This window comes from Nocardiopsis sp. B62 (assembly GCF_018070675.1).
Lineage (GTDB): Bacteria > Actinomycetota > Actinomycetes > Streptosporangiales > Streptosporangiaceae > Nocardiopsis > Nocardiopsis prasina.
On the sequence record NZ_JAGPXK010000010.1, the window covers coordinates 95,616 to 114,319 of the forward strand.

Sequence of the window (18,704 nt, forward strand, 5' to 3'; positions counted from 1 at the left end):
CCCTTGACAGGGAATGACTACTCCCTGTGCACAAATATTACTTTCCGCTTTCCTTTGTGTGGTGTGGCGGGGGCGGCGTGTCCGGGCTCAGGAGCGCTCGTGGCGGCGGAACTCCTCGGCGAGCTCGTCCAGGAACTGGTCCACCTGCGCCGGGTCGTACCCGGGGCGGGCCCGTGTGGTGGCGAACTGGACCCGCTCCACCTCGGCGGAGGTGAGCGTGGCCCGGTCCGGGCGCCCCTGGAGGAGGACCTCCAGGCTGTACTCGGCGCGGTCCAGGAAGTCGTCCACCTCCTGCTCGTTGTAGCCGGTGGTCAGCCGGGTGGTGGCGAAGCGCTTCTCCCTGATGTCCCGGGGAGCCATCCCCGGACCGTCGGACGGCAGGTCGGTCCGGTTCGGGTCCGCGTACCCCTGCCCTTGGCCGGGGTGGGGCTGTCCGGGGTCGGCCTGGCCTGCACGCGGAGGCAGGGGAGGCGGCGAGGCGGGCTGGCCCAGGCCGCGTCCGGCGAGGTCGGCGACGACGAGGTCGAGGAAGTCGTCCACCTCGTCCTCGCGGTAGCCGGGGCTCATCCGGGTGGTGCGGAACCGGGAGTTGCGGATCTCGTCCGCGGTGAGCAGCGGGCCCGTGCGCGGACCGCCCTCCAGCGCCACCAGGGTCGCCTCGATCCGGTCGAGGAGCGCGTCGACGTCCTCCTCGTTGTAGCCCGGGCGCAGACGCACCGTGTGGAACTTCTTGTTGCGGATGTCCGCCGGTGTCAGAGGCATGGTCCCCATTGTGCAGTTCACGAGGTTCGTAGGTGCGGTATCACGCATCCGCGTGTGAGTCCGGGGCCGCCCGGTCGGACGCCGGTGTTCGGCGGGAGGTGGCCCGCAGGCGTCCTCTGCCGCGTGGGGACTCGAACAGAACGCGGGCGCGGAAGGGCCGGGGGAGACTCATGGCCTGCATTATGCCGAGTGGACGTGGCGTGCGCCACACGACCGGTGGTTCTGGCCGGGTGTGGACGTGACTCCGGCCGTGGCCAGGCGTCCTCTCGGGCGCGGTCCTCCTTGTAAGACGCCCCATCCCGGTGAAGGTTTACCGGAATCAAAAAGAATGACTGGAATTGTCGATGGCGATTACTCAGTGCGTTCGAAGGTTCATCGTGACCTTTTCGATATCAGTGATCATGTATTTGATCTTTGTGGTGACTGTATTGTCTCCATGGGGAATGGAAAGCAACTCGGCCGGTTCTTCCGGCTCTTGCCCTCTGCGGGCCGAAACCGTGCACGCTCTCTATTTCCGCAGGTCACGGGCTTCTGTGTGCCTTGGCCGTCCCCCATTCGACCCTGGTCCGTGATTCCGCGTTCCGAGACTTCCCGCCTTTGTGTTCCGGCGGTGGAAGCCCAGACCAGGCCTGGCCCCGACTCATGTGGGCCTGGATGATCCAAACGAGGATTGATCTTGAAGAACGCTTCTCGAATCTCCGCACGCCGCGTGCTCCAGGGCGGTGCCGCCTTCGCCGCGCTGGGCGCCCTCACCCTGGCTGCCGCCTCGCCCGCCCACGCCGACACCTACGGGTGGGGCTACGCCTCGGCCCTGGGCGCCTCCAGCCCCACGCAGACCTACATCACCAAGGACCAGACGGTCTCGGACTCCTTCAGCGGCGCCATCGGCAGCTGGCTGACCGTTGAGGGCACCACCACCGCCACCGTCAACTCCAGCGGAGCCACCGGTACCGCCGTCGTCGACACCGCCCGCATCGTCATCACCGAGGCCGACCTCCCCGGAATCCTCGACCCCGAGGACGACGCGGACGAGGACGAGGAGACCCCGGACGAGGACGACGAGGACACCGAGGCCGCCGAAGACGAGGGCGACGACGACGCCCCCGAGGGTGACGACACCACGGAGGCCGGTGACGGCGAGGGTGACACCGACGTCCCGGACGACGGCGGCACCGACCAGCCCACGGACCAGCCGACCGAGCAGCCCACTGAGCAGCCGTCCGACGAGCCCGCCGACCCCGCCGAGGACGGTGACGACGACGAGGACAACGAGAACACCACGGCCTCCGCCGACGTCATCGAGCTCGACGAGGAGAACTCCGAGCTGGTCGACAACGGCGGCGAGATCCTGCTCGAGGCCACCATCAACGGTGCGAGCGTCTCCACCAGCCAGGGCTGGGACGGTTCGGTCAACCACGGCTTCGACGCCGGGGTCCTCGGCGAGTCCACGCTCCAGGCCCAGGTCGAGGACGAGACCGTCGAGCTCCAGGTGTCGCTTGAGCCCGTCAGCGGTGTCTTCGAGACCGAGGACGCCGGGTTCGTCTGGAACGACGCCGTCACCGACATGTACATCACCTTCAGCGTCGGCGACGAGATCGTCTCCGGCTTCCTGATCGCCGAGAGCGCCGCGGGCATCACCACCGGCTCGGTCGACGATGGTGGCGACGACGGTGGCGACGACGACGCCAAGAACCCGCCGGTCAAGGAGCGCGACACCGACACCGTCCCGAAGACGGAGGCCAAGGACGCCCAGCCCCTGGCCAAGACCGGTTCGCCGATCGCCGGTCTGATCGCTGCCGGTGCCGCGATCGCCGCCGGTGGTGGCGCCGCCGCCTACCTGGCGCGTCGCAAGAAGAAGAGCGGTGAAGAGGCCCCCGAGACCAACGAGGGCTAGCCGGTCCGGTTCCGACACCGTCCGGGCCGTGTGAGATGAGCGGCGCGGACGGTTCGGTCCGACCGCCGCCAGGGCGGGCCCCGGGGAGAGATCCCCGGGGCCCGCCCTGTTTGCGTCCGGGTCCGCTCCTACCGGCGCAGGAGGTAGGTGGCCAGCCCACGGGCGATGGAGTCGGCGGCGCGCTCACGCCACTCGGGGTCCTCCAGGAGTTCGGCGTCCTCGGTGTTGCGCATGTTCCCGGCCTCCAGGAACACCTTCGGAACCGTGGACATGTTCAGTCCGCCCAGGTCCGTGCGCTCGTCCAGGCCCTCCTCCGCGAGATAGTCGGCGTAGGGGATCTCGCTGCCCTCGAGGTACTCACGGCGGATGTCCTCGGCGAGGAGAGCGGACGGCTCGACGATCTCCTCGGTGAACCCGCTCACCTCACCGGGGGTGATGACGTGGAAGCCCCGTCCCGAACCGGGTCCGCCGTCCGCGTGGATGGACAGGGCGACGTCGGCCCCGTTCTCGTTGGCGATCTCGGCCCGCTCGTTGACGCACGGTCCCACGCCCTCGTTGTCCTCGCGGGTGAGGATCACCGTGGCGCCGTCCGCCTCCAGCCGTTCCTGGACGAGCAGTGACAGGTCCCAGTTGAACTCGTGTTCCGCGTAGCCGTTGACGCTCTCGGCGCCGACGGTGTCGCAGGCCTTCTCGCCGGGTCCGGCGGGCACCAGCGCGTTGATCTCACTCGGGGCGTCGGCGTTGCCCCCGTTGTGACCCGGGTCGATGACCACGATCCGGTCACCGAGCGGGCCGCCGCCGGGCGGGACCGCCTCGTCGTCAGCGGGTGAACCGTCCTCTCCTGGGGCACCGGACCCGTCCTCCGGACCGGGCAGCGGAGGCGCCGCGGTCGGGTCGGTACCGGGTACGCCGCCCGCAGGGGACGAGCAGCCCGCGGTCCAGACGACGGCGAGCGAGAGCAGGGCCAGAGCGCGGGTGGCGCGGCTCCGGCGCCCTGTTGGTACGCAGACGAGCATGCCCCAAACGTAGCGGCAGTCCGTGACCCCGTCGTACCCCAACAAATCAGGACGTACGGGGTCCCTTTGAGTTCCCGCGTCCGGACGAGCGCCGGAGTACGCACGGTCCCCACGCCCCCCACCTGTCACGTCCTCCTGGTGCGCCATCCCTTTCGGTTCCGCGTTCCGCCAGCTCAGAACGGTGCGCCACCGACCCCCCGGAGCCCGCGAACCACCACCCCCGCGTCGACAGAACGGTTTCCGTTTTGTGATCAAGCGACTAGGCTCGCCGTGTGGACCGCCCCGCACACGGCACTCCACACCGAACCCGTACCTCGACCGGGAAAGGGGCGCGAGGCCCCACCCCGGAACACCGCTCCCGGCCGCCAGGCCGGTCGGAACACCCCGCTCCGCCGCGACAGCGCCGGGGCGGGACCGGTCCCAGGGCCGGTCATCCCCCAGCAACAACAGGAGTGTTGTGGTGACTCCCGCCAGAATGTCCGCTCGCCGCCTCCTGGCGGGTGGCACCCTCTTCGCCGCCCTGGGCGCGCTCGGGGTCGTGTCCGCGCTCCCCGCCTCGGCCGACCAGCTGGTCTGGGCCAACGCACAGGCCTGGGTCGGCGACGGTGACATCGTCTCGGGGTACTCCACCGCGATCAGCTTCGGCGGTGAGACCGAGGACGAGGCCGGGGCCGACCCCGTCGTGGGAGCACTGGCCGAGTTCACGCGGGTCAAGGGGGAGAGCCGCACCCTGGTCAACGACAGGGGCGCCCTGGCCCAGTCGGTGGTGGAGAGCGCGACGGTCCGGATCGGAGTCGACGACCTGATCGGCCTCGGCATGATCGACCCGGTCGACGGCCCGGACGCCGGGGCCGAGGAGACCCCCTCGGAGGAACCGGAGACGGAGACCGAGCCGCCGGCTGAGGAAGCTGACGGGGAAGGTGAGGCCGAGGAGGGCGAGCCCGGCGCCCCGGAACCCCGGTGGTCGGACCGGCCCACTCCGGACACACCCTTCCAGGACCCCTCGGAGGAGCCCGGCGCCACGCCCACCGAGGAGGACGTGGTGGCCTTGGGCGAAGGGGATTCCGAGACCGTCTCCTCCGACGCCAACGCGGTCGAGTTCACGCTCAGGGACGTGCGGACCAGCGCTGCGGCGGCCTACGACGGTGCGACGGAGACGTCCTTCGAGTACGGGGAACTGACCGCCTTCGGTGAACCGGTGGTGGACTTCGACGGCGATCACCTGGTGGAGGAGACCCTGGAGATCCTCGACGAGAAGGGCGGGACGCTGGCCGAGGTGCCCGTCAGCGTGCGCTTCGTGACCAGCTCCGACGCCTTCGACGACGAGGACGGGGACTGGGAGGGCGAGGGCGTGCGCTCCTCGCTCTCGGTGTTGGTCCAGGTGGGCGACCCTGAACAGGCGCGGGCGTTCGCGGTGGACTTCGCGGACGCCTGGGCGATCGGCTCCACCCACATCGCGCCGGACGCGCCCGGTGAGGGGGAACGCGGCGAGGGGGAACGGGAGACGACGGCGGCGAGCCAGCGGCTGGCCACCACCGGGAGTTCCCTCGCGGCGCTGGTCACCGCCGCGGTGGTGGCGGTCGGCGGCGGGGCCGCGGCGACCTTCCTCGCGCGCAAGCGGACCACCGCCATGGACGACCAGATCGAGGACTGACAGTGACCGGGATTCCCCGGCGGTGGCCGTGGGTGACCGGGTCCGCCGAGTCGTGTGGGGCGCGTGGTGGGTGAGGGAGGGCGGGCCACCCCGTCTGGGTGGCCCGCCCTGAGAAATCTGTCAGCAGCCGGAGCGCGTCCAGCCGTTCCCCCCGGAATCGGCACAGACCGGGGAGATCACTCCGTGCGCTGGCTGGGGATTCCGGCCAGCAGGGCGCGGACCTCGGTCTCGCGGTAGCGGCGGTGGCCACCCAAGGTGCGGATAGAGGTCAGCTTGCCCGCCTTGGCCCAGCGTGTCACGGTCTTGGGGTCAACGCGGAACATGGTGGCAACCTCGGCGGGGGTCAACAGGGGCTCCGCCTCGGGCGTGCGAGTCGACATGTGTACGGCCTCTCCTCCTGGATCTGTGTGCCGATCCTTGAGCCTGATTCCTGGCACTTGGCCCGGATGTCCAATAGTCCCACTTGAGTCCTATTGGTATCACCCGAGGTGTTTGCGCGACCACTCCAAGCAACTTTGCACGTGGGAGGCCGTTGAAAGCCGCCCGTGGCCGCGTCACGCTAAGTGATTCTAGCGACACGTTTAGTGGCATGTGGCGTATTCGGTCAAAACTTCGTTCTCGGGCCTCGTTTTTCTCGATCCGGAGAATCCGAAGTGCTAGGGCGGGGCTGACCGAAACCCGGGGTCCGGGCCTGGGGGAGGAGGGTGTGGGCCCCTGGTCGGTCGCGGTTCGGGACGGGATGGTGCGGGGTGGCGTGCGTGGCGCCGGTCCGCTGTGCCCGAGTGGTCGGGCCACGCGGATCCCTGGCGTGGCAAGGCTTTCCTGGTTACTCTGAGTGCTCTCCGTGGTCGACTCGCTACAGTCTACGCCGATCCCTATCGGGCGTTATGCCCAGTTTCACGGCGCTTGGTGGAGTGTTCTCGTCAGGCGGTCCCGCCCGCCGTCGTCACGTGCGAAAAGACGGATTCGTGCGACCGAGAAACCTGGTGTACCAGGTTGGGACACGGCGTGGCGCCTCCCCTCAAGGCCCGGCCCCCGGTAGGGATGGCGACAGGGTGTGTGAAGTGTCCATGAAAGTTCGACGGAGTCATGACCGTCAGTTGGCGTGCTCCAGGGCGCGCACCGACCTCCAGCGCCGGGTGAGTCGTCCGCGCAGTTCCTTCACCCGCGACCCCTCGCCCTTGGCGAGCGCCTCCACGGCCTGGGACACCTCGGCCACGGAGTGGTCCTCGCTGAGGTGCTCGTCGCTCAGCAGGTGCGGGAGCCCCCCGTAGTCCAGTTCAAGCAGGGAATCGGGGTGGGCGGTCGTGGCCAGCCACTCCGTGAGCTGCTCGGCCGAGGTGGACACCGCGTGTTCTCCGACACGCTCACGCAGGACGGCGGCGGTGTGGTCCAGCCGACGCCTGGCCTGCGCCGTGCTGGTCAGGTAGAGCAGGGTCCTGGTGGGCCCTGCGGAGAGGACCAGGCAGCGTTCCTGCGGTTCGAAGGCGACGAACCACGGGATCGGGATCGTCCAGTTGCTCGACAGGATTCCCGGTTGCGCCGGAGCCCCGGAGTCGCGCCACTGCCGGTACCCCGTCTCGGCGCGGTCGGCCTCCCGCGCGGGGACGAACGCCTCGACCAGCGGACGCGGCATGGACTCCGCGAACTCGCCGAACGCGCGCCAGGAACGCAGGCGGGTCTGCCAGGGGCAGACGTACAACCGCTCGCTCACCCGTCGCAGGTAGGCGTTCCCGCTCTCCTCTGCGGGGGCGACCACCGGCGGGGTCGTGATGGCTCTGCCCAGACTCTCCGCGTGCTCCGCGGCCAGCGCGTTCACGCGTTTGGGCCGATCCGCGGACTCCGCGTACCCCTCCCAGTACCTTCGGTCACGAGGGGAGAAGGCCGTGATCGGCTGGTAGACGCGCAGATAGGCGGTGTAGGGCAGCACGATCGCATCGTGGCACAGATCGTTCCGTCTGGCACTCACCGTGAGAACGGCCAGGCTGGAAGGGGTTCCGTGCGCACACCACATCCGTCACACCCGGGTGGCGTAGGCACGGTGGGGTCCGACCAGGTACGGTTGTATGTGTACGTAAGCTGGCGCCAGACGTCAGTCGCGTTTGACGGCCGTCAGCCTGGTAGTGCGGGTTAGTAAGTGATCTGGGGTTCGTCGGAACCCAATCGTTGAGGGGGTCGAGCCAATGGGGCGCGGCCGAGCCAAGGCCAAGCAGCAGAAGGTCGCCCGGAAGCTCAAGTACAGCTCCGGTGGGACCGACCTTGAGCGGCTGCGGTCGGAGCTGGGTGTCGCTGAGGACGAGGGGTCTCCCTCCGGGCCGTCGGGTCCGGACGATTCCTACACGGAACCTCAGGACGACCTGGTCGACCGCTACGCGGATCTTGCCGACAAGTACTCGGACTCCGACAAGTAGACGTCGGAACCGCGAGTCTTTCGGGTCGCTCGGACAACAACCGCTGACCTGTAGCGGTCACGGCTCTCCGTCGGGGGGTCGTCGCGGACAGGTGGATATAGCCGGTGCGAACCACTGCGGTGGTTCGCACCGGCTATGTTCGCGTCCTTCGGGCGCGAACCGACCCGCCTAGCCGTTCCGGTACTCGCCGCTCAGCACGGCCCGTCCGGAACCGCCCTTCACCACGCCCAGGCGCCAGGCCTCCACGCCGCGCCCGGCCAGCACGCTCAGCGCACGATCGGCGTCGTCCTCGGCGACGACCGCCACCATGCCCACGCCCATGTTGAACGTGGCCTCCATGTCCTCGCGGCTGACCGAGCCCTTCTCCGCCAGGTAGCCGAAGACCGGCGACGGCGCCCACGTGGAGCGGTCCAGCTCGGCGTCCAGGCCCTCCGGCAGCGACCGGGACAGGTTCGCGGCCAGACCACCACCGGTGATGTGCGAGTACGCGTGCACCTCGACCTCGGAGGTCAGCGCCACGCAGTCCTTCGCGTAGACGCGGGTCGGGGTGAGCAGCACCTCGCCCAGGACACCGCCCAGTTCGGGGGTCTCGGAGTACAGGTCGAGGTCGGCCTGGTCCACGATGTGGCGGATGAGCGAGTAGCCGTTGGAGTGCGGACCCGAGGAGGCCATCGCGATCACGACGTCGCCCTCGCGCACCCGGTCCGGGCCCAGGATGGCGTCACCCTCGACCACACCCGTACCGGCGCCGGCCAGGTCGTACTCCTCCGGGTCCATCGCGCCCGGGTGCTCGGCGGTCTCGCCGCCGATGAGCGCGCACCCCGCCTGGTGGCAGCCCTCGGCGATGCCGCCGACGATCTCGGCCACCCGCTCGGGCACCACGGCGCCGGTCGCGATGTAGTCGGTCATGAAGAGGGGCTCGGCGCCGCTGACGACCAGGTCGTCGACGACCATCCCCACCAGGTCGATGCCGATGGTGTCGTGCTTGTCCATCTGCTGGGCGAGCATGACCTTGGTGCCGACGCCGTCAGTGGAGGTGGCCAGGACCGGGTCCCTGTACTTGGCCGTGTCCAGACGGAACAGGCCGGCGAACCCACTGGCGTCGGTGACCTGCTCGGGCCGGCGGGTGCGCGCGACGTGACGCTTCATCAGGTCGACGGCGCGCTCACCGGCGGCGATGTCGACGCCTGCGGCCGCGTACGCGCCCGTCGCCCCTGTGCTGTCGGCTGCCACGCGAGTTCTCCTCGTGTTCGGTGTGTGCGGTGTTCGCTGCTGTGCGAGCCTCCGGGCCCCGTCCCGGGGCACGCCGGAGGATCCGGAAGGGTGCTCCCGCCGGACGCGGCGAGCCGTGGCCCGCCGCGCGCGTTACTTTTGGCTGGTGGCGAGGGTGGAGCCCTCGGGGGTGCCGCAGGCCTTCTCCAACAGGTACTTGCCCTGGGCGTCGGAGTCGACCTCCAACGGGTAGACCCCGTCGAAGCAGGCCCGGCACAGCTGGTCCTTGGGCTGCTCGGAGGCGGCGATGAGCTCCTCCAGGTCCACGTAGGCCAGCGAGTCCGCGTTGACCGACTCGGCGATCTCCTCCACCGACAGGTTCGCGGCGATGAGCTCGGCGCGGGTGGCGAAGTCGATGCCGTAGTAGCAGGGCCAGAGCACGGGCGGGCTGGAGATGCGCACGTGCACCTCGGCGGCGCCCGCGTCGCGCAGCATCCGGACCAGCGCCCGCTGGGTGTTGCCGCGCACGATCGAGTCGTCCACGACCACCAGGCGGCGGCCCTCGATGACCTCCCGCAGGGGGTTCAGCTTGAGCCGGATGCCCAGCTGGCGCAGGGTCTGGCTCGGCTGGATGAACGTGCGCCCCACGTAGGAGTTCTTCACCAGGCCCTGGGCGAACGGGATGCCGCTCGCCTCCGCGTAACCCACCGCGGCGGGTGTGCCGGACTCCGGGACCGGGATCACGAGGTCGGCCTCGACCGGGTGCTCCTTCGCCAGGCGGCGGCCCACCTCCACACGGGTGGAGTTCACGTTGCGCCCGTTGATGGTGGTGTCCGGGCGGGCCAGGTAGACGTACTCGAACAGGCAGCCCTTGCGCTTGGCCGGGGCGAAGCGGGTGGAACGGACCCCGTCCCCGTCGATCACCAGGAGTTCGCCCGGTTCGATCTCGCGGACCACCTTGGCGCCCACGATGTCCAGGGCGGCGGTCTCACTGGCCACCACCCACCCGCCGGAGCCGGAGTTCTCGCCGAGGCGGCCCAGCACGAACGGGCGGATGCCCTGCGGGTCACGCGCGGCGAAGAGGGTGTTCTCGTCCATGAAGACGAGGGAGAAGGCGCCCCGGACCTGGGGTAGCAGCTCCAGCGCCGCGTCCTCCAGGGAGAGTCCCTCTCTGGCGCGCGCCGCGAGGAGGTTGGTGAGCACCTCGGTGTCGGTGGTCGCGTCCCGCCGTTGGTCGGGAAGCATCGCGGCCAGTTCCGGGGTGTTGATCAGATTGCCGTTGTGGCCGAGCGCCAGACCTCCCTCACGCGCGGTGTAGAAGGTCGGCTGAGCGTTCTCCCACACCGGTGAACCGGTGGTGGAGTAACGGCAGTGGCCGATCGCGAGGTGGCCCTTCAGGGAATCGAGCGTCGCCTCGTTGAAGACCTGGGAGACCAGTCCCATGTCCTTGTAGACGACGATCCGTTCCCCATCGCTCGTGGCGATGCCCGCGGATTCCTGCCCGCGGTGCTGGAGCGCGTAGAGGCCGAAGTAGGTGAGCTTGCTGACTTCTTCGCCGGGTGCCCAGACCCCGAAGACGCCGCAGGCGTCCTGCGGGCCGCGTTCGAGCGGATCGAGGTCCATGGAGAGCCGGCCGTCGGAGTACGACACACGCACAGCTTAGCCGCTGGCCGACGCAGGGTGGCCCCTCGGGGTCAGGCGGACGCCTGCCCCGCCCCCTCGCCCGGCCACAGCGGCAGGTGGGCGGACAGGTCGGAGCGCACACCGCTGGCGCGAACGCCGTGGTCGTGCAGGGTGTCGTCCCACTCGACCGCGCCCACGGCCAGCCTCAGCCACGTGAGGGGGTCGGTCTCGACGACCCCGGGCGGGGTTCCCCGGGTGTGCGTGGGCCCCTCGATGACCTGGACCGCGCCGTACGGGGGGACGCGCACCTCCAGGCTGCGGCCCGGGGCGCGGTCCGCCAGGACCGCCAGACTGCACCTGACGGCGGCCTTCAGCGCGGGACGGTGCGGTTCCTCGGCCCGCAGGACCGCCCGCGTGGCCGCCGCGACGGCTTCCTCGTCGGTGCCCGCGAAGGCGGGTTCGCCCAGGGCGGAGAGCTGGTCGTCCAGGGCGGCGCGCAACCGGCGCGCGGCGCTCGGCGTCAGGGCTGAAGGCATGGACGAGATCCTAGGCGGGGCCGCCGACCGAAGCGGGTTCGCCGAGGTCACGGCCCTGGCGCCCGAGTCATGAGGAAGGTGGACGCGAGGGGTGCTTGTTATTACGGGTCAATGGACCGAAGGTGGATATCGGGGGTTTCAGCAGGAACTGTCCGTTGGTCTCCGAGCGATCAAGTGATTCGTGTCTCAACGCCCCGCTGGCCAGGGGGAGCGGGACACGGTAGCGTCCCGAACCGTCCCGGTGTCGTCCGAGATTGGGAGGATTGCGAGGGGACCCGCGCAGATGGCGATCCACGCGTCGACACAGACAGACGAACGAGGGGTGACCATACCCGGACCCGCCTCCCCCGACCGGGGTCCGGACGTGCGGCATCCGCACTGTCGCGCTGAAGCAGCTGGTCAGCGCCCTTAACATCCACCAAGGAAGACCACCGCACCATCGGGAGAACGACGTGCGCCTGCGCTTGCGCCCGCGTGATGACAGTTACTACGAGCTGTTCACCGACTCGGCGAACAACCTGGTCATCGGAGCCCGCCTGCTGGTGGAGCTGATGAGCGACGGGGCCGACAGGGAGGCCATCACCGAGAAGATGCGTGCCTGTGAGCACGCCGGTGACGACGCCACCCACGCGATCATGCGCCGACTCAACAAGAGCTCGGCGCCTCCCCTGCACCGTGAGGACATCTACCGCCTGGCCTCCAACCTCGACGACGTCATCGACTCCATGGAGGCGGCCGTCGACCTCATCAACCTGTACGGGTTGGAACAGCTGCCCAAGGGCATCATCGACCAGATCGAGGTGCTGGAGCGGGCCGCCGAACTCACCGCCGAGGCCATGCCCCGACTGCGGAGTATGCGGGACCTCACCCGCTACTGGATCGAGATCAACCAGCTGGAGAACCAGGCCGACCGCATCTACCGCAAGCTGCTGGCGAAGCTCTTCAGCGGAGAGTACGACGCCCTGACCGTGCTCAAGCTCAAGGACGTCATCGAGGAGCTGGAGACCGCCGCCGACGCCTTCGAGCACGTCGCCAACACGGTGGAGACCATCGTGGTGAAGAACGGGTAGGAGGGCGGGCCCCGCGCCTCAACCCCCGGGCGCGTAGGCCTCCAGCGCGATGGCCAGGGCCAGCCGCATGCCGGGCTGGTCCAGGCCGAGCGGGGTCACCTCGGCCATCCTCCGCATCCGGTGCCGGACGGTGTTGGGGTGCACCCCCAGTTCCTGCGCCGCCGCCGTGGGGTCTCCCTGGGCCCGCAACCAGGCGCGCAGGGTGCGGGCGTGGTCCGTGCCCTGCTCGGCGTCGTGCCGGGTCAGGGCGGCCACCGGGCCGTCGGCGGGGCGGCGGCCGGACGCCGAGGCCATGCGCAGGCGGTGGATGAGCACGTCGCCCCAGGACTCGTCGTAGGCGACCGCCGCTCCCTCGGGCCGGGCCGCGTGCAGGGTGAGGCTCTCGTCCGCCTCCCGGCGGCTCGCGGTCAGACCGGCGAGGTCGGCCGGGGCGCCGATCCCCGCGTTCACCACCACGTGCGCGGGCAGCCCGCGGGTGGTCTCGGCCACCCACGCGCGGGCCGGTGCGGGGTCGGCCCCGCAGGGCAGGACCGTGTAGACGGTGCTCCCGAACACCGTGCTCCGCCCCTGGCGTGACCAGCCGAAACCGGTGGTGGCCCGCTCGAAGGTCATGAGGGTGGCGGAGTGGCGTTCGTCGGGCGTGTGCGCCTGGAGGGCGACCACCCGGTGCGGGGTGGCTGCCAACCCCAGGCGCCCGGCGGCCTCGGTGGGGTCCATCGCGCCCTCCAGTAGGCGGCTCACCAGATCCGACTCCACCTGGCGTTCCAGGTCCGCGCTGACCCTCGTACGCAGCAGGTGCAGCGCCACCGTGCGGGCACCCTCGGCCAGCAGGGCCGATCGCTCGGCGTCCAGCGGCTCCTCACAGGCAGCCCAGAGCGACCCCAGGAACTCCCGGCCCACCCGGACCGCCACCGCCGTACGGCCGCCCAGCCCCAGCCCCGGCTCCGGCGGGAGGTACACGGGGTCGGCGGAGGAGGCCAGGTGCGTGACGACGCCGGTGGCCTCCAGATGGCGCTGGAGCGCCTCGGGGACCCCGCGCCCAAGGATGGTGTCCCAGCGGGCCTGGTCGGCCTCGGACTGGCGGTTCGAGTACGCGAGGACGCGCAGACGGGGGTCCTCGATGGTCACCGGCCCGCCGACCCGCGCGGCGATCGTGTCCGCCAGCGCGGGGAGGTCGGCGGGGCCCCGTCCCGCCTCGGTCTCCCCGCCCTCCAGCACCAGCCCGTAGACCACCCCGGCGACCTGGCCCCAGGACACCGAGGGGTCCACCGTGAGCAGGGCGATCCCCTGGTTCCGGGCCCGGGCCGCGGCCTCGCCGTGCGGGTCGACCCCGCCCTCCCGCACGATCCGCACCACCACGGCCAGGGACCGGGAGCGTTCGGCCAGCTCGACCGCGTGGAGCGGGTCCTGGACGCCCACGGCGAGCAGGACGTCGGCCTCCTCCGGGCCGGGGTCGGCCGGATCGTGCACCGCGACCCCGCGCAGCACCGTGTCCGGGGCGGGACGGGGGCCGACCAGCCGGGTTCCGTACGTGCCGAGGATGGTGACCAGACGGTCCAGCAACACCATGGAAGCCACTCCCTTGGGCATGGAACGCTCACGTTGTGTGATCTCCACATGAGCGTACGCCGAGATTGTCGGGCGCGGACAAAGGGTGCGGTGCGCTTACGGGAGAGACTCTGGTCGGGTGCGGCACCGCACCCGCCGTCCAGCACGCACAGGAGAACTCGCCATGTCCGGGAAGGGCGCGGGCACACCGCGTACCGTCATCGTCGTCGGGGCCGGGATCGTCGGCCTCTCGACCGCCTGGTTCCTCCAGAAGTACGGGGTCGGGGTCACCGTGGTCGAACGCGACACGGTGGCCTCGGGTTCGTCCTGGGGCAACGCGGGCTGGATCTCGCCCGGTCTGGCGATCCCGCTCAACGAGCCTGGTGTGCTCGGCAACGGCCTGAAGGCCCTGTTCGACCCCCGGGCGCCGCTGTCCGTCCCGCCCACCACCGACACCGGGCTCCTGCACTTCCTCGCGTCGTTCGCCCTGAACAGCGGTCAGCGGACCTGGGAGCGGGCGCTGCGCGGCAACGTGCCGCTCAGCTCCGCCTGCCTGGACGCCTTCGAGGAGCTCTCTGAGGGAGGTGTGTCCGCGAAGGTCGAGTCGTCCCCGATCACCGCGCTGTTCACCTCCAGGAAGCACGCCGCCCGGCTGCTCATGGAGCTGGACACCGCCCGCGAGGCGGGTCTGCCGCTGACCTACTCGGCGCTCGAGGGAGAGGCCGCCCGAGCCGGTGTCCCGCTCGCCTCGAAACAGGTGCAGGCGGGCGTGCGCATCGACGGACAGCGCTACGTCAACCCCGGGGTGTACACCCACGCGCTCGCGGACTCCGTGCGCGAACGCGGCGGGAGCGTGATCGAGAAGTTCCGGGTCACCAAGGTGGAGGCCGCCCGCGACGGCGGGTTCCGGCTGCACTCCGCGCACGGCGAGACCGAGTCCGGCGACGCGGTCGTGGTGGCCACGGGGGCGTGGCTGGGACGACAGGCCAGGCCGTGGGGCGTCAACGTGCCCCTGCGCGCCGGACGCGGCTACAGCTTCATGGTCCCCACGGAGCGGATCGTCCCCGGCCCGGTCTACCTGCCCGAGGTCCGGGTGGCCTGCACACCGCACGGTGAGGGGCTGCGCGTGGCCGGAACCATGGAGTTCCGGGCCATCGACGCACCCTTCCGCGCGGAGCGGGTCAGGGCGATCACCGAGTCGGCCGCGCCCTACCTGGACGGGGTCGACCTCGACAAGCGCACCGACGAGTGGGTGGGTTCCAGACCCGTCACCTCGGACGGCCTGCCCCTGATCGGGCAGACCGACGTCCCGGGGCTCCACGTGGCGGGCGGGCACGGCATGTGGGGGCTCACCCACGGGCCCGTCACCGGGCGCCTCCTGGCGCGCGCGGTCGCCACCGGCGCACCGTCCCCGGCACTGCGCCCCTTCGACCCCACCCGCTGAGGTCCGTTCCACGAAACCCAGCAGGTCCCGTCCGCGCCCCGCCGAACCCCGGCGGGGCGCCTTCGTACAAGGAGACCCCATGACGAACCGCACCTGGCTGACCCCGGGCACCCACCAACGCCTCACCACCGAACTGGCGGTCCTCACCGGCACGTCCGCTCCGGGAACCGGGGGCTTCCCCCTCATCGAGGACAAGGACGCCCGGGAGACCCGCGTCAACCGCATCCAGGAGATCCTCAGGGACGCGGTCATCGGGGAGGCCCCTCCGGACGACGGCATCGCCGAGCCCGGCATGGTCGTCACCGTCCGCTACGGCGACGACCCCGACCCGGAGACCTTCCTGCTGGGCGTGCGCGACCGCGCGGACTCCGACGGCATGCCGGTGTGCTCGACGGAGTCGCCCCTGGGACAGGCCATCCTCGGCGCCGAGCAGGGGGAGGAGCGCACCTACACGGCACCCAACGGGCGGACACTCAGGGTGAGTCTGGTGCGCGCCGTTCCCTACGGCTCGGAGGCCGTCGAGGTTCCCTGAGTCCGGGGCGGGGTCGCTCACATCGGGATCGGCCCCGCCCCCGGACATGGCCCTAGGGTGGCGGTACCCGCCTCAGGAAGGAAGCCCATGGCCGAGGAGATCACCCCGGAGCTCGCCAACCGCGTCCTGGCCGCCCAGCCCTTCAGCCAGCTGGTCGGGGCCCGGATCGCCGTCTTCGAGCCCGGCAGGGCCGTCCTGGAGGTCGACGTCCGCGACGAGCTCCGCCAGCAGAACGGCTTCCTGCACGGCGGGGTGCTCGCCTACGCGGCGGACAACGCGCTGACCTTCGCGGGAGGTACCGTGCTCGGCGCCTCGGTGCTCACAAGCGGGTTCTCCGTCGAGTACCTGCGACCCGCCCGGGGACGCCTGCTCAGCGCCCGCGCCCACGTGGTGGAGTCCACCCGCCGCAGGGCGGTGTGCCGCTGCGACCTCGTGATGGTCGACGACGAGGGTTCCGAGAGGACAGTGGCGGCCGCGCAGGGCACCATCGCCCTCACGGGCCGGTGATCGCCCTCGGCGGCAGGGTCTCGCGGGACAGCAGCGACAGGAGGTACTCGAAGAAGCCCTCCGCGTCGATCTCCTCGATGACCCGCGCGTTGGGCTCCAGCCCGTGGACGCCCCAGGACATCGCCGCGTAGCCGCGGGTGAGCTCCCCGGCCGTCTCCACGTCCACGTGGTACGGAGAGGCCGCGCGTACGAGTTCCGGGTGGAGGAGCACGGCCGCGGTCAACGAGTCCGGGTGGGTGGTGCCGTCGATGCCCACCCTGCGGTCGAAGTCCAGGGTGGCGGCGCAGATCGTCGTGAAGAACCGGGACAGCGGCGTGTCCAGCTCGGCGATACGGTCCAACCGGTCCTGCCCGAACACCGCCTGCCGCAGTGTGAGCGGGTCCCAGGGCACCACGGTCACGTCGAATCCGGCGGCGAAGACCGCCTTGGCGGCCTCGGGGTCCACGTAGAAGTTGAACTCGGCGGCGGCGGTGATGTTGCCCCGGCCGTTGTTGGACCCGCCCATGACGAACAGGGACTTCACGTTGCCCGCGAAGTCGGGGTCCCGGACCACCGCGGCTGCGATGTTGGTGAGCGGTCCGATCGCCACGATCGACAGCTCACCGGGATTCTCGGCGGCCATGCGCACCAGGGCGTCCACGGCGTGCTCGCTCCGGGGCTCCAGCCCGTCCTGGTCCATCGAGAGCCCGCCGGACCCGTCCCCGTGCACGTTCTCGGCGCTCACCCACTCACGCACCAGCGGACGCCGACAGCCCAGATACACGGGCACGTCGGAGCGCCCGCCCGCGACGTTCAGCGTCATGAAGGCGTTGCGGACCTGCTGGTCGAACCCCACGTTCCCGGCCACCATCGTCACCGCCCGCAGGTCGGCCGCCGGGTCCAGCAGGCCCACCAGGAGCGCCACACAGTCGTCCTGGGCGGTGTCGGTGTCGATCACCAGGGGAACGGCCATCAGTCGAGTCCTTCCGCAGGGAGGGTGAAATACCGGGATCCCGGGCATCGCGTGTCTATCAGCCCGGGTCCCGGCTGTCTAACCTGCTCTGCGTGCGGGAGCCAGGCTGAGCAGGCCGCAGCCGTAGGCCTTGGCCCGACCGATCCCGTTGCCCAGCGCGGCTCGGAACGCCTCGGGGTCGGTGACCCGGAGTCGACCGTCGAACGTCACCGAGGCCACTGTGATCTTGAGCCGGTCCGGCCCCCGGGAGTTCTCCGGAGCCTTCTTGTACCCGACGGCCGGGGGACGGGGCAGGGCCACGACGTCCGGAGCGTCGGCGGAGGAGTCCAGGAGGGCGAAGCCATGGCGCTCCCCCTGACGGACCAGCCACTGGACCTGGAGTTCGGGGTCGTGGATGGGGCGTCGCACGCCTCGGGGGCGCTTCTGCCCGGAGTAGGGCGGAGACACGCTCCGGGTGGGGTTGGCGGTCAGGCGGAAGCTGAACTCGGCCTTGTCCGTGACCGCTGAGAGGACCGGGCCGAGGCTTCTCACCAGGGCACGGCCGCTGAGGTACCCCTCCGGGAGCGAACCCCAGTTCGGATGATCCCTGCTCTGCACGTACATGACGAGCTCGCGCCCCTGCCCTTCGAGCCGCCACAGCAGGTCCTGGTGTTCCCGTGCGGGTACGCCGTCCGGGGCTTCGGGGAACCGTGCCATCAGCGTGCGGTGCATGTCGTGGACATCGGCGTAGTCCCGCCGGAAGGCCGGTGACAGGGGGTTGACCGGGACTCGGCTCAGATACACGGAGCTTCTCCTTCCGCGCCGGTGGTGTGGCCGCTGATCATGCCATCGGTCAGGAGGACCTGGTCGACCCGGACGGCGCGGGAAGCGTAACGACGGGCCCCCTCGGTGAAGGACAGGGGGAGGTCGTGCCGCCGCTCGGCGTACTCGTGGTCGGGGCGGACGTCGACCACCGTCCGCAACCTCCGCTGGTCCGGTTCGAGACCCGCCATCTCCCGCTGGCGCTCGGGGTCCCGTTCCAGCCAGGGATGGTCCCGAAGCACGTCTCCCAAGGGTCGCTGGGAGAGACCGGTACCCCATCGCCCACGTTCGGCGACGGGCTCGACGAGGGGAGCCGCGGGGACGAAGGCCTTGCGGCCGAAGAAGAGGGGCCAGTGCGGCCGGCGCACCGCTTCCTCAAGCTCCTGGAGCAGCGAGGCCGGGCCCTCCAGCACCACCAGGAACAGCGCGTCCGCGAGGTAGTAGCGATCGCTGACCACGGTCCGGTGGCTGGCTCCCATGGTGTTGGGGACCTCCTGCGCGGTGTGGAAGTCGCGCTCCAGCAGGCCCTCCCTGTCGACCCGGACACCCAACTTCAGCTTCGAGATCTCCCCGAGTGCCGCGTCGTCGTCCCGGTCGATGCCGCGTGCCGAAGCCAACAACCCGACCACCCCCGACTTGGTCGGTTCCGAGGCGGTGTCTCGCTTGACGAACCTCGACCGCACGCCCCAGGACTGCATGGGGGCGTCGATACGCAGGGCGAGTGTCTGTGTGTGCACGTGGT

Annotated in this window: 18 protein-coding genes; 7 read left to right on the top strand and 11 right to left on the bottom strand. The window is 70.5% G+C overall.

Going from position 1 to position 18,704, the window contains the following annotated elements:
- Positions 1-87: 87 nt before the first annotated feature.
- Positions 88-771, bottom strand: coding sequence for a DivIVA domain-containing protein (locus KBX21_RS13320; RefSeq protein ID WP_210842093.1), 684 nt, complete (start codon positions 769-771; stop codon positions 88-90).
- Positions 772-1,438: 667 nt separating this feature from the next.
- Here KBX21_RS13320 and KBX21_RS13325 point away from each other — a divergent pair.
- Positions 1,439-2,656, top strand: coding sequence for a PT domain-containing protein (locus tag KBX21_RS13325; RefSeq protein ID WP_282104542.1), 1,218 nt, complete (start codon positions 1,439-1,441; stop codon positions 2,654-2,656).
- A 128-nt stretch (positions 2,657-2,784) separates the two neighbouring features.
- On the opposite strand, the gene KBX21_RS13330 is transcribed toward KBX21_RS13325, so the two are convergent.
- Positions 2,785-3,672: an N-acetylmuramoyl-L-alanine amidase gene (locus KBX21_RS13330; RefSeq protein WP_210842094.1), complete on the bottom strand. Its 888-nt coding sequence runs from the start codon at positions 3,670-3,672 to the stop codon at positions 2,785-2,787.
- Positions 3,673-4,147: 475 nt separating this feature from the next.
- Between KBX21_RS13330 and KBX21_RS13335 the strand changes: the two genes are divergently transcribed.
- Positions 4,148-5,326 carry a hypothetical protein gene (locus tag KBX21_RS13335; RefSeq protein WP_210842141.1) on the top strand — a complete coding sequence of 393 codons (1,179 nt, stop codon included), beginning with the start codon at positions 4,148-4,150 and terminating at the stop codon, positions 5,324-5,326.
- A gap of 176 nt (positions 5,327-5,502) precedes the next feature.
- On the opposite strand, the gene bldC is transcribed toward KBX21_RS13335, so the two are convergent.
- Positions 5,503-5,706: a developmental transcriptional regulator BldC gene (bldC, locus tag KBX21_RS13340; protein ID WP_013155387.1), complete on the bottom strand. Its 204-nt coding sequence runs from the start codon at positions 5,704-5,706 to the stop codon at positions 5,503-5,505.
- 716 nt (positions 5,707-6,422) lie between these two features.
- Positions 6,423-7,256: a hypothetical protein gene (locus KBX21_RS13345; protein WP_210842095.1), complete on the bottom strand. Its 834-nt coding sequence runs from the start codon at positions 7,254-7,256 to the stop codon at positions 6,423-6,425.
- 253 nt (positions 7,257-7,509) lie between these two features.
- Between KBX21_RS13345 and KBX21_RS13350 the strand changes: the two genes are divergently transcribed.
- Complete coding sequence (locus KBX21_RS13350) at positions 7,510-7,737, top strand: DUF3073 domain-containing protein (RefSeq protein ID WP_017544226.1); 228 nt, start codon at positions 7,510-7,512, stop codon at positions 7,735-7,737.
- Between the two features lie 168 nt (positions 7,738-7,905).
- On the opposite strand, the gene purM is transcribed toward KBX21_RS13350, so the two are convergent.
- The 3 genes from purM to KBX21_RS13365 all read right to left on the bottom strand — a co-directional run bounded on the left by purM (position 7,906) and on the right by KBX21_RS13365 (position 11,108).
- On the bottom strand, positions 7,906-8,970 hold the full coding sequence (purM, locus tag KBX21_RS13355; protein ID WP_210842096.1) for a phosphoribosylformylglycinamidine cyclo-ligase: 1,065 nt from the start codon (positions 8,968-8,970) through the stop codon (positions 7,906-7,908).
- A gap of 132 nt (positions 8,971-9,102) precedes the next feature.
- Positions 9,103-10,599, bottom strand: a complete 1,497-nt coding sequence (gene purF / locus KBX21_RS13360) for an amidophosphoribosyltransferase (RefSeq protein WP_049574092.1) — start codon at positions 10,597-10,599, stop codon at positions 9,103-9,105.
- Positions 10,600-10,643: 44 nt separating this feature from the next.
- Positions 10,644-11,108, bottom strand: a complete 465-nt coding sequence (locus tag KBX21_RS13365; RefSeq protein WP_210842097.1) for a sterol carrier family protein — start codon at positions 11,106-11,108, stop codon at positions 10,644-10,646.
- Positions 11,109-11,560: 452 nt separating this feature from the next.
- Here KBX21_RS13365 and KBX21_RS13370 point away from each other — a divergent pair, with 452 nt between their 5' ends.
- Positions 11,561-12,178, top strand: coding sequence for a DUF47 domain-containing protein (locus tag KBX21_RS13370; RefSeq protein WP_017544221.1), 618 nt, complete (start codon positions 11,561-11,563; stop codon positions 12,176-12,178).
- A gap of 18 nt (positions 12,179-12,196) precedes the next feature.
- Here KBX21_RS13370 and KBX21_RS13375 read toward each other — a convergent pair whose 3' ends face one another.
- Positions 12,197-13,747 (bottom strand): CdaR family transcriptional regulator, encoded by a 1,551-nt coding sequence (locus KBX21_RS13375; RefSeq protein WP_210842098.1) that lies wholly within the window; start codon positions 13,745-13,747, stop codon positions 12,197-12,199.
- Positions 13,748-13,910: 163 nt separating this feature from the next.
- Between KBX21_RS13375 and KBX21_RS13380 the strand changes: the two genes are divergently transcribed.
- The 3 genes from KBX21_RS13380 (at position 13,911) to KBX21_RS13390 (ending at position 16,209) form a co-directional block, all read left to right on the top strand.
- Complete coding sequence (locus tag KBX21_RS13380; RefSeq protein ID WP_210842099.1) at positions 13,911-15,170, top strand: FAD-binding oxidoreductase; 1,260 nt, start codon at positions 13,911-13,913, stop codon at positions 15,168-15,170.
- Positions 15,171-15,249: 79 nt separating this feature from the next.
- Positions 15,250-15,702, top strand: coding sequence for a GreA/GreB family elongation factor (locus KBX21_RS13385; RefSeq protein WP_049573997.1), 453 nt, complete (start codon positions 15,250-15,252; stop codon positions 15,700-15,702).
- Between the two features lie 87 nt (positions 15,703-15,789).
- The gene (locus KBX21_RS13390; RefSeq protein ID WP_210842100.1) at positions 15,790-16,209 is read left to right on the top strand and encodes a PaaI family thioesterase; all 420 of its coding nucleotides are present in this window, start codon (positions 15,790-15,792) and stop codon (positions 16,207-16,209) included.
- Here the strand turns inward: KBX21_RS13390 and KBX21_RS13395 are convergent.
- The 3 genes from KBX21_RS13395 to cas5e form a co-directional block, all read right to left on the bottom strand.
- Positions 16,196-17,161 (bottom strand): nucleoside hydrolase, encoded by a 966-nt coding sequence (locus KBX21_RS13395; protein WP_210842101.1) that lies wholly within the window; start codon positions 17,159-17,161, stop codon positions 16,196-16,198. The two genes, KBX21_RS13390 and KBX21_RS13395, sit on opposite strands and share 14 nt — an antisense overlap.
- A gap of 78 nt (positions 17,162-17,239) precedes the next feature.
- The gene (gene cas6e, locus KBX21_RS13400; RefSeq protein WP_210842102.1) at positions 17,240-17,944 is read right to left on the bottom strand and encodes a type I-E CRISPR-associated protein Cas6/Cse3/CasE; all 705 of its coding nucleotides are present in this window, start codon (positions 17,942-17,944) and stop codon (positions 17,240-17,242) included.
- Positions 17,935-18,699, bottom strand: coding sequence for a type I-E CRISPR-associated protein Cas5/CasD (gene cas5e / locus KBX21_RS13405; RefSeq protein WP_307869207.1), 765 nt, complete (start codon positions 18,697-18,699; stop codon positions 17,935-17,937). The genes cas6e and cas5e overlap by 10 nt, the downstream gene beginning before the upstream one ends.
- Between the last annotated feature and the right edge of the window lie 5 nt (positions 18,700-18,704).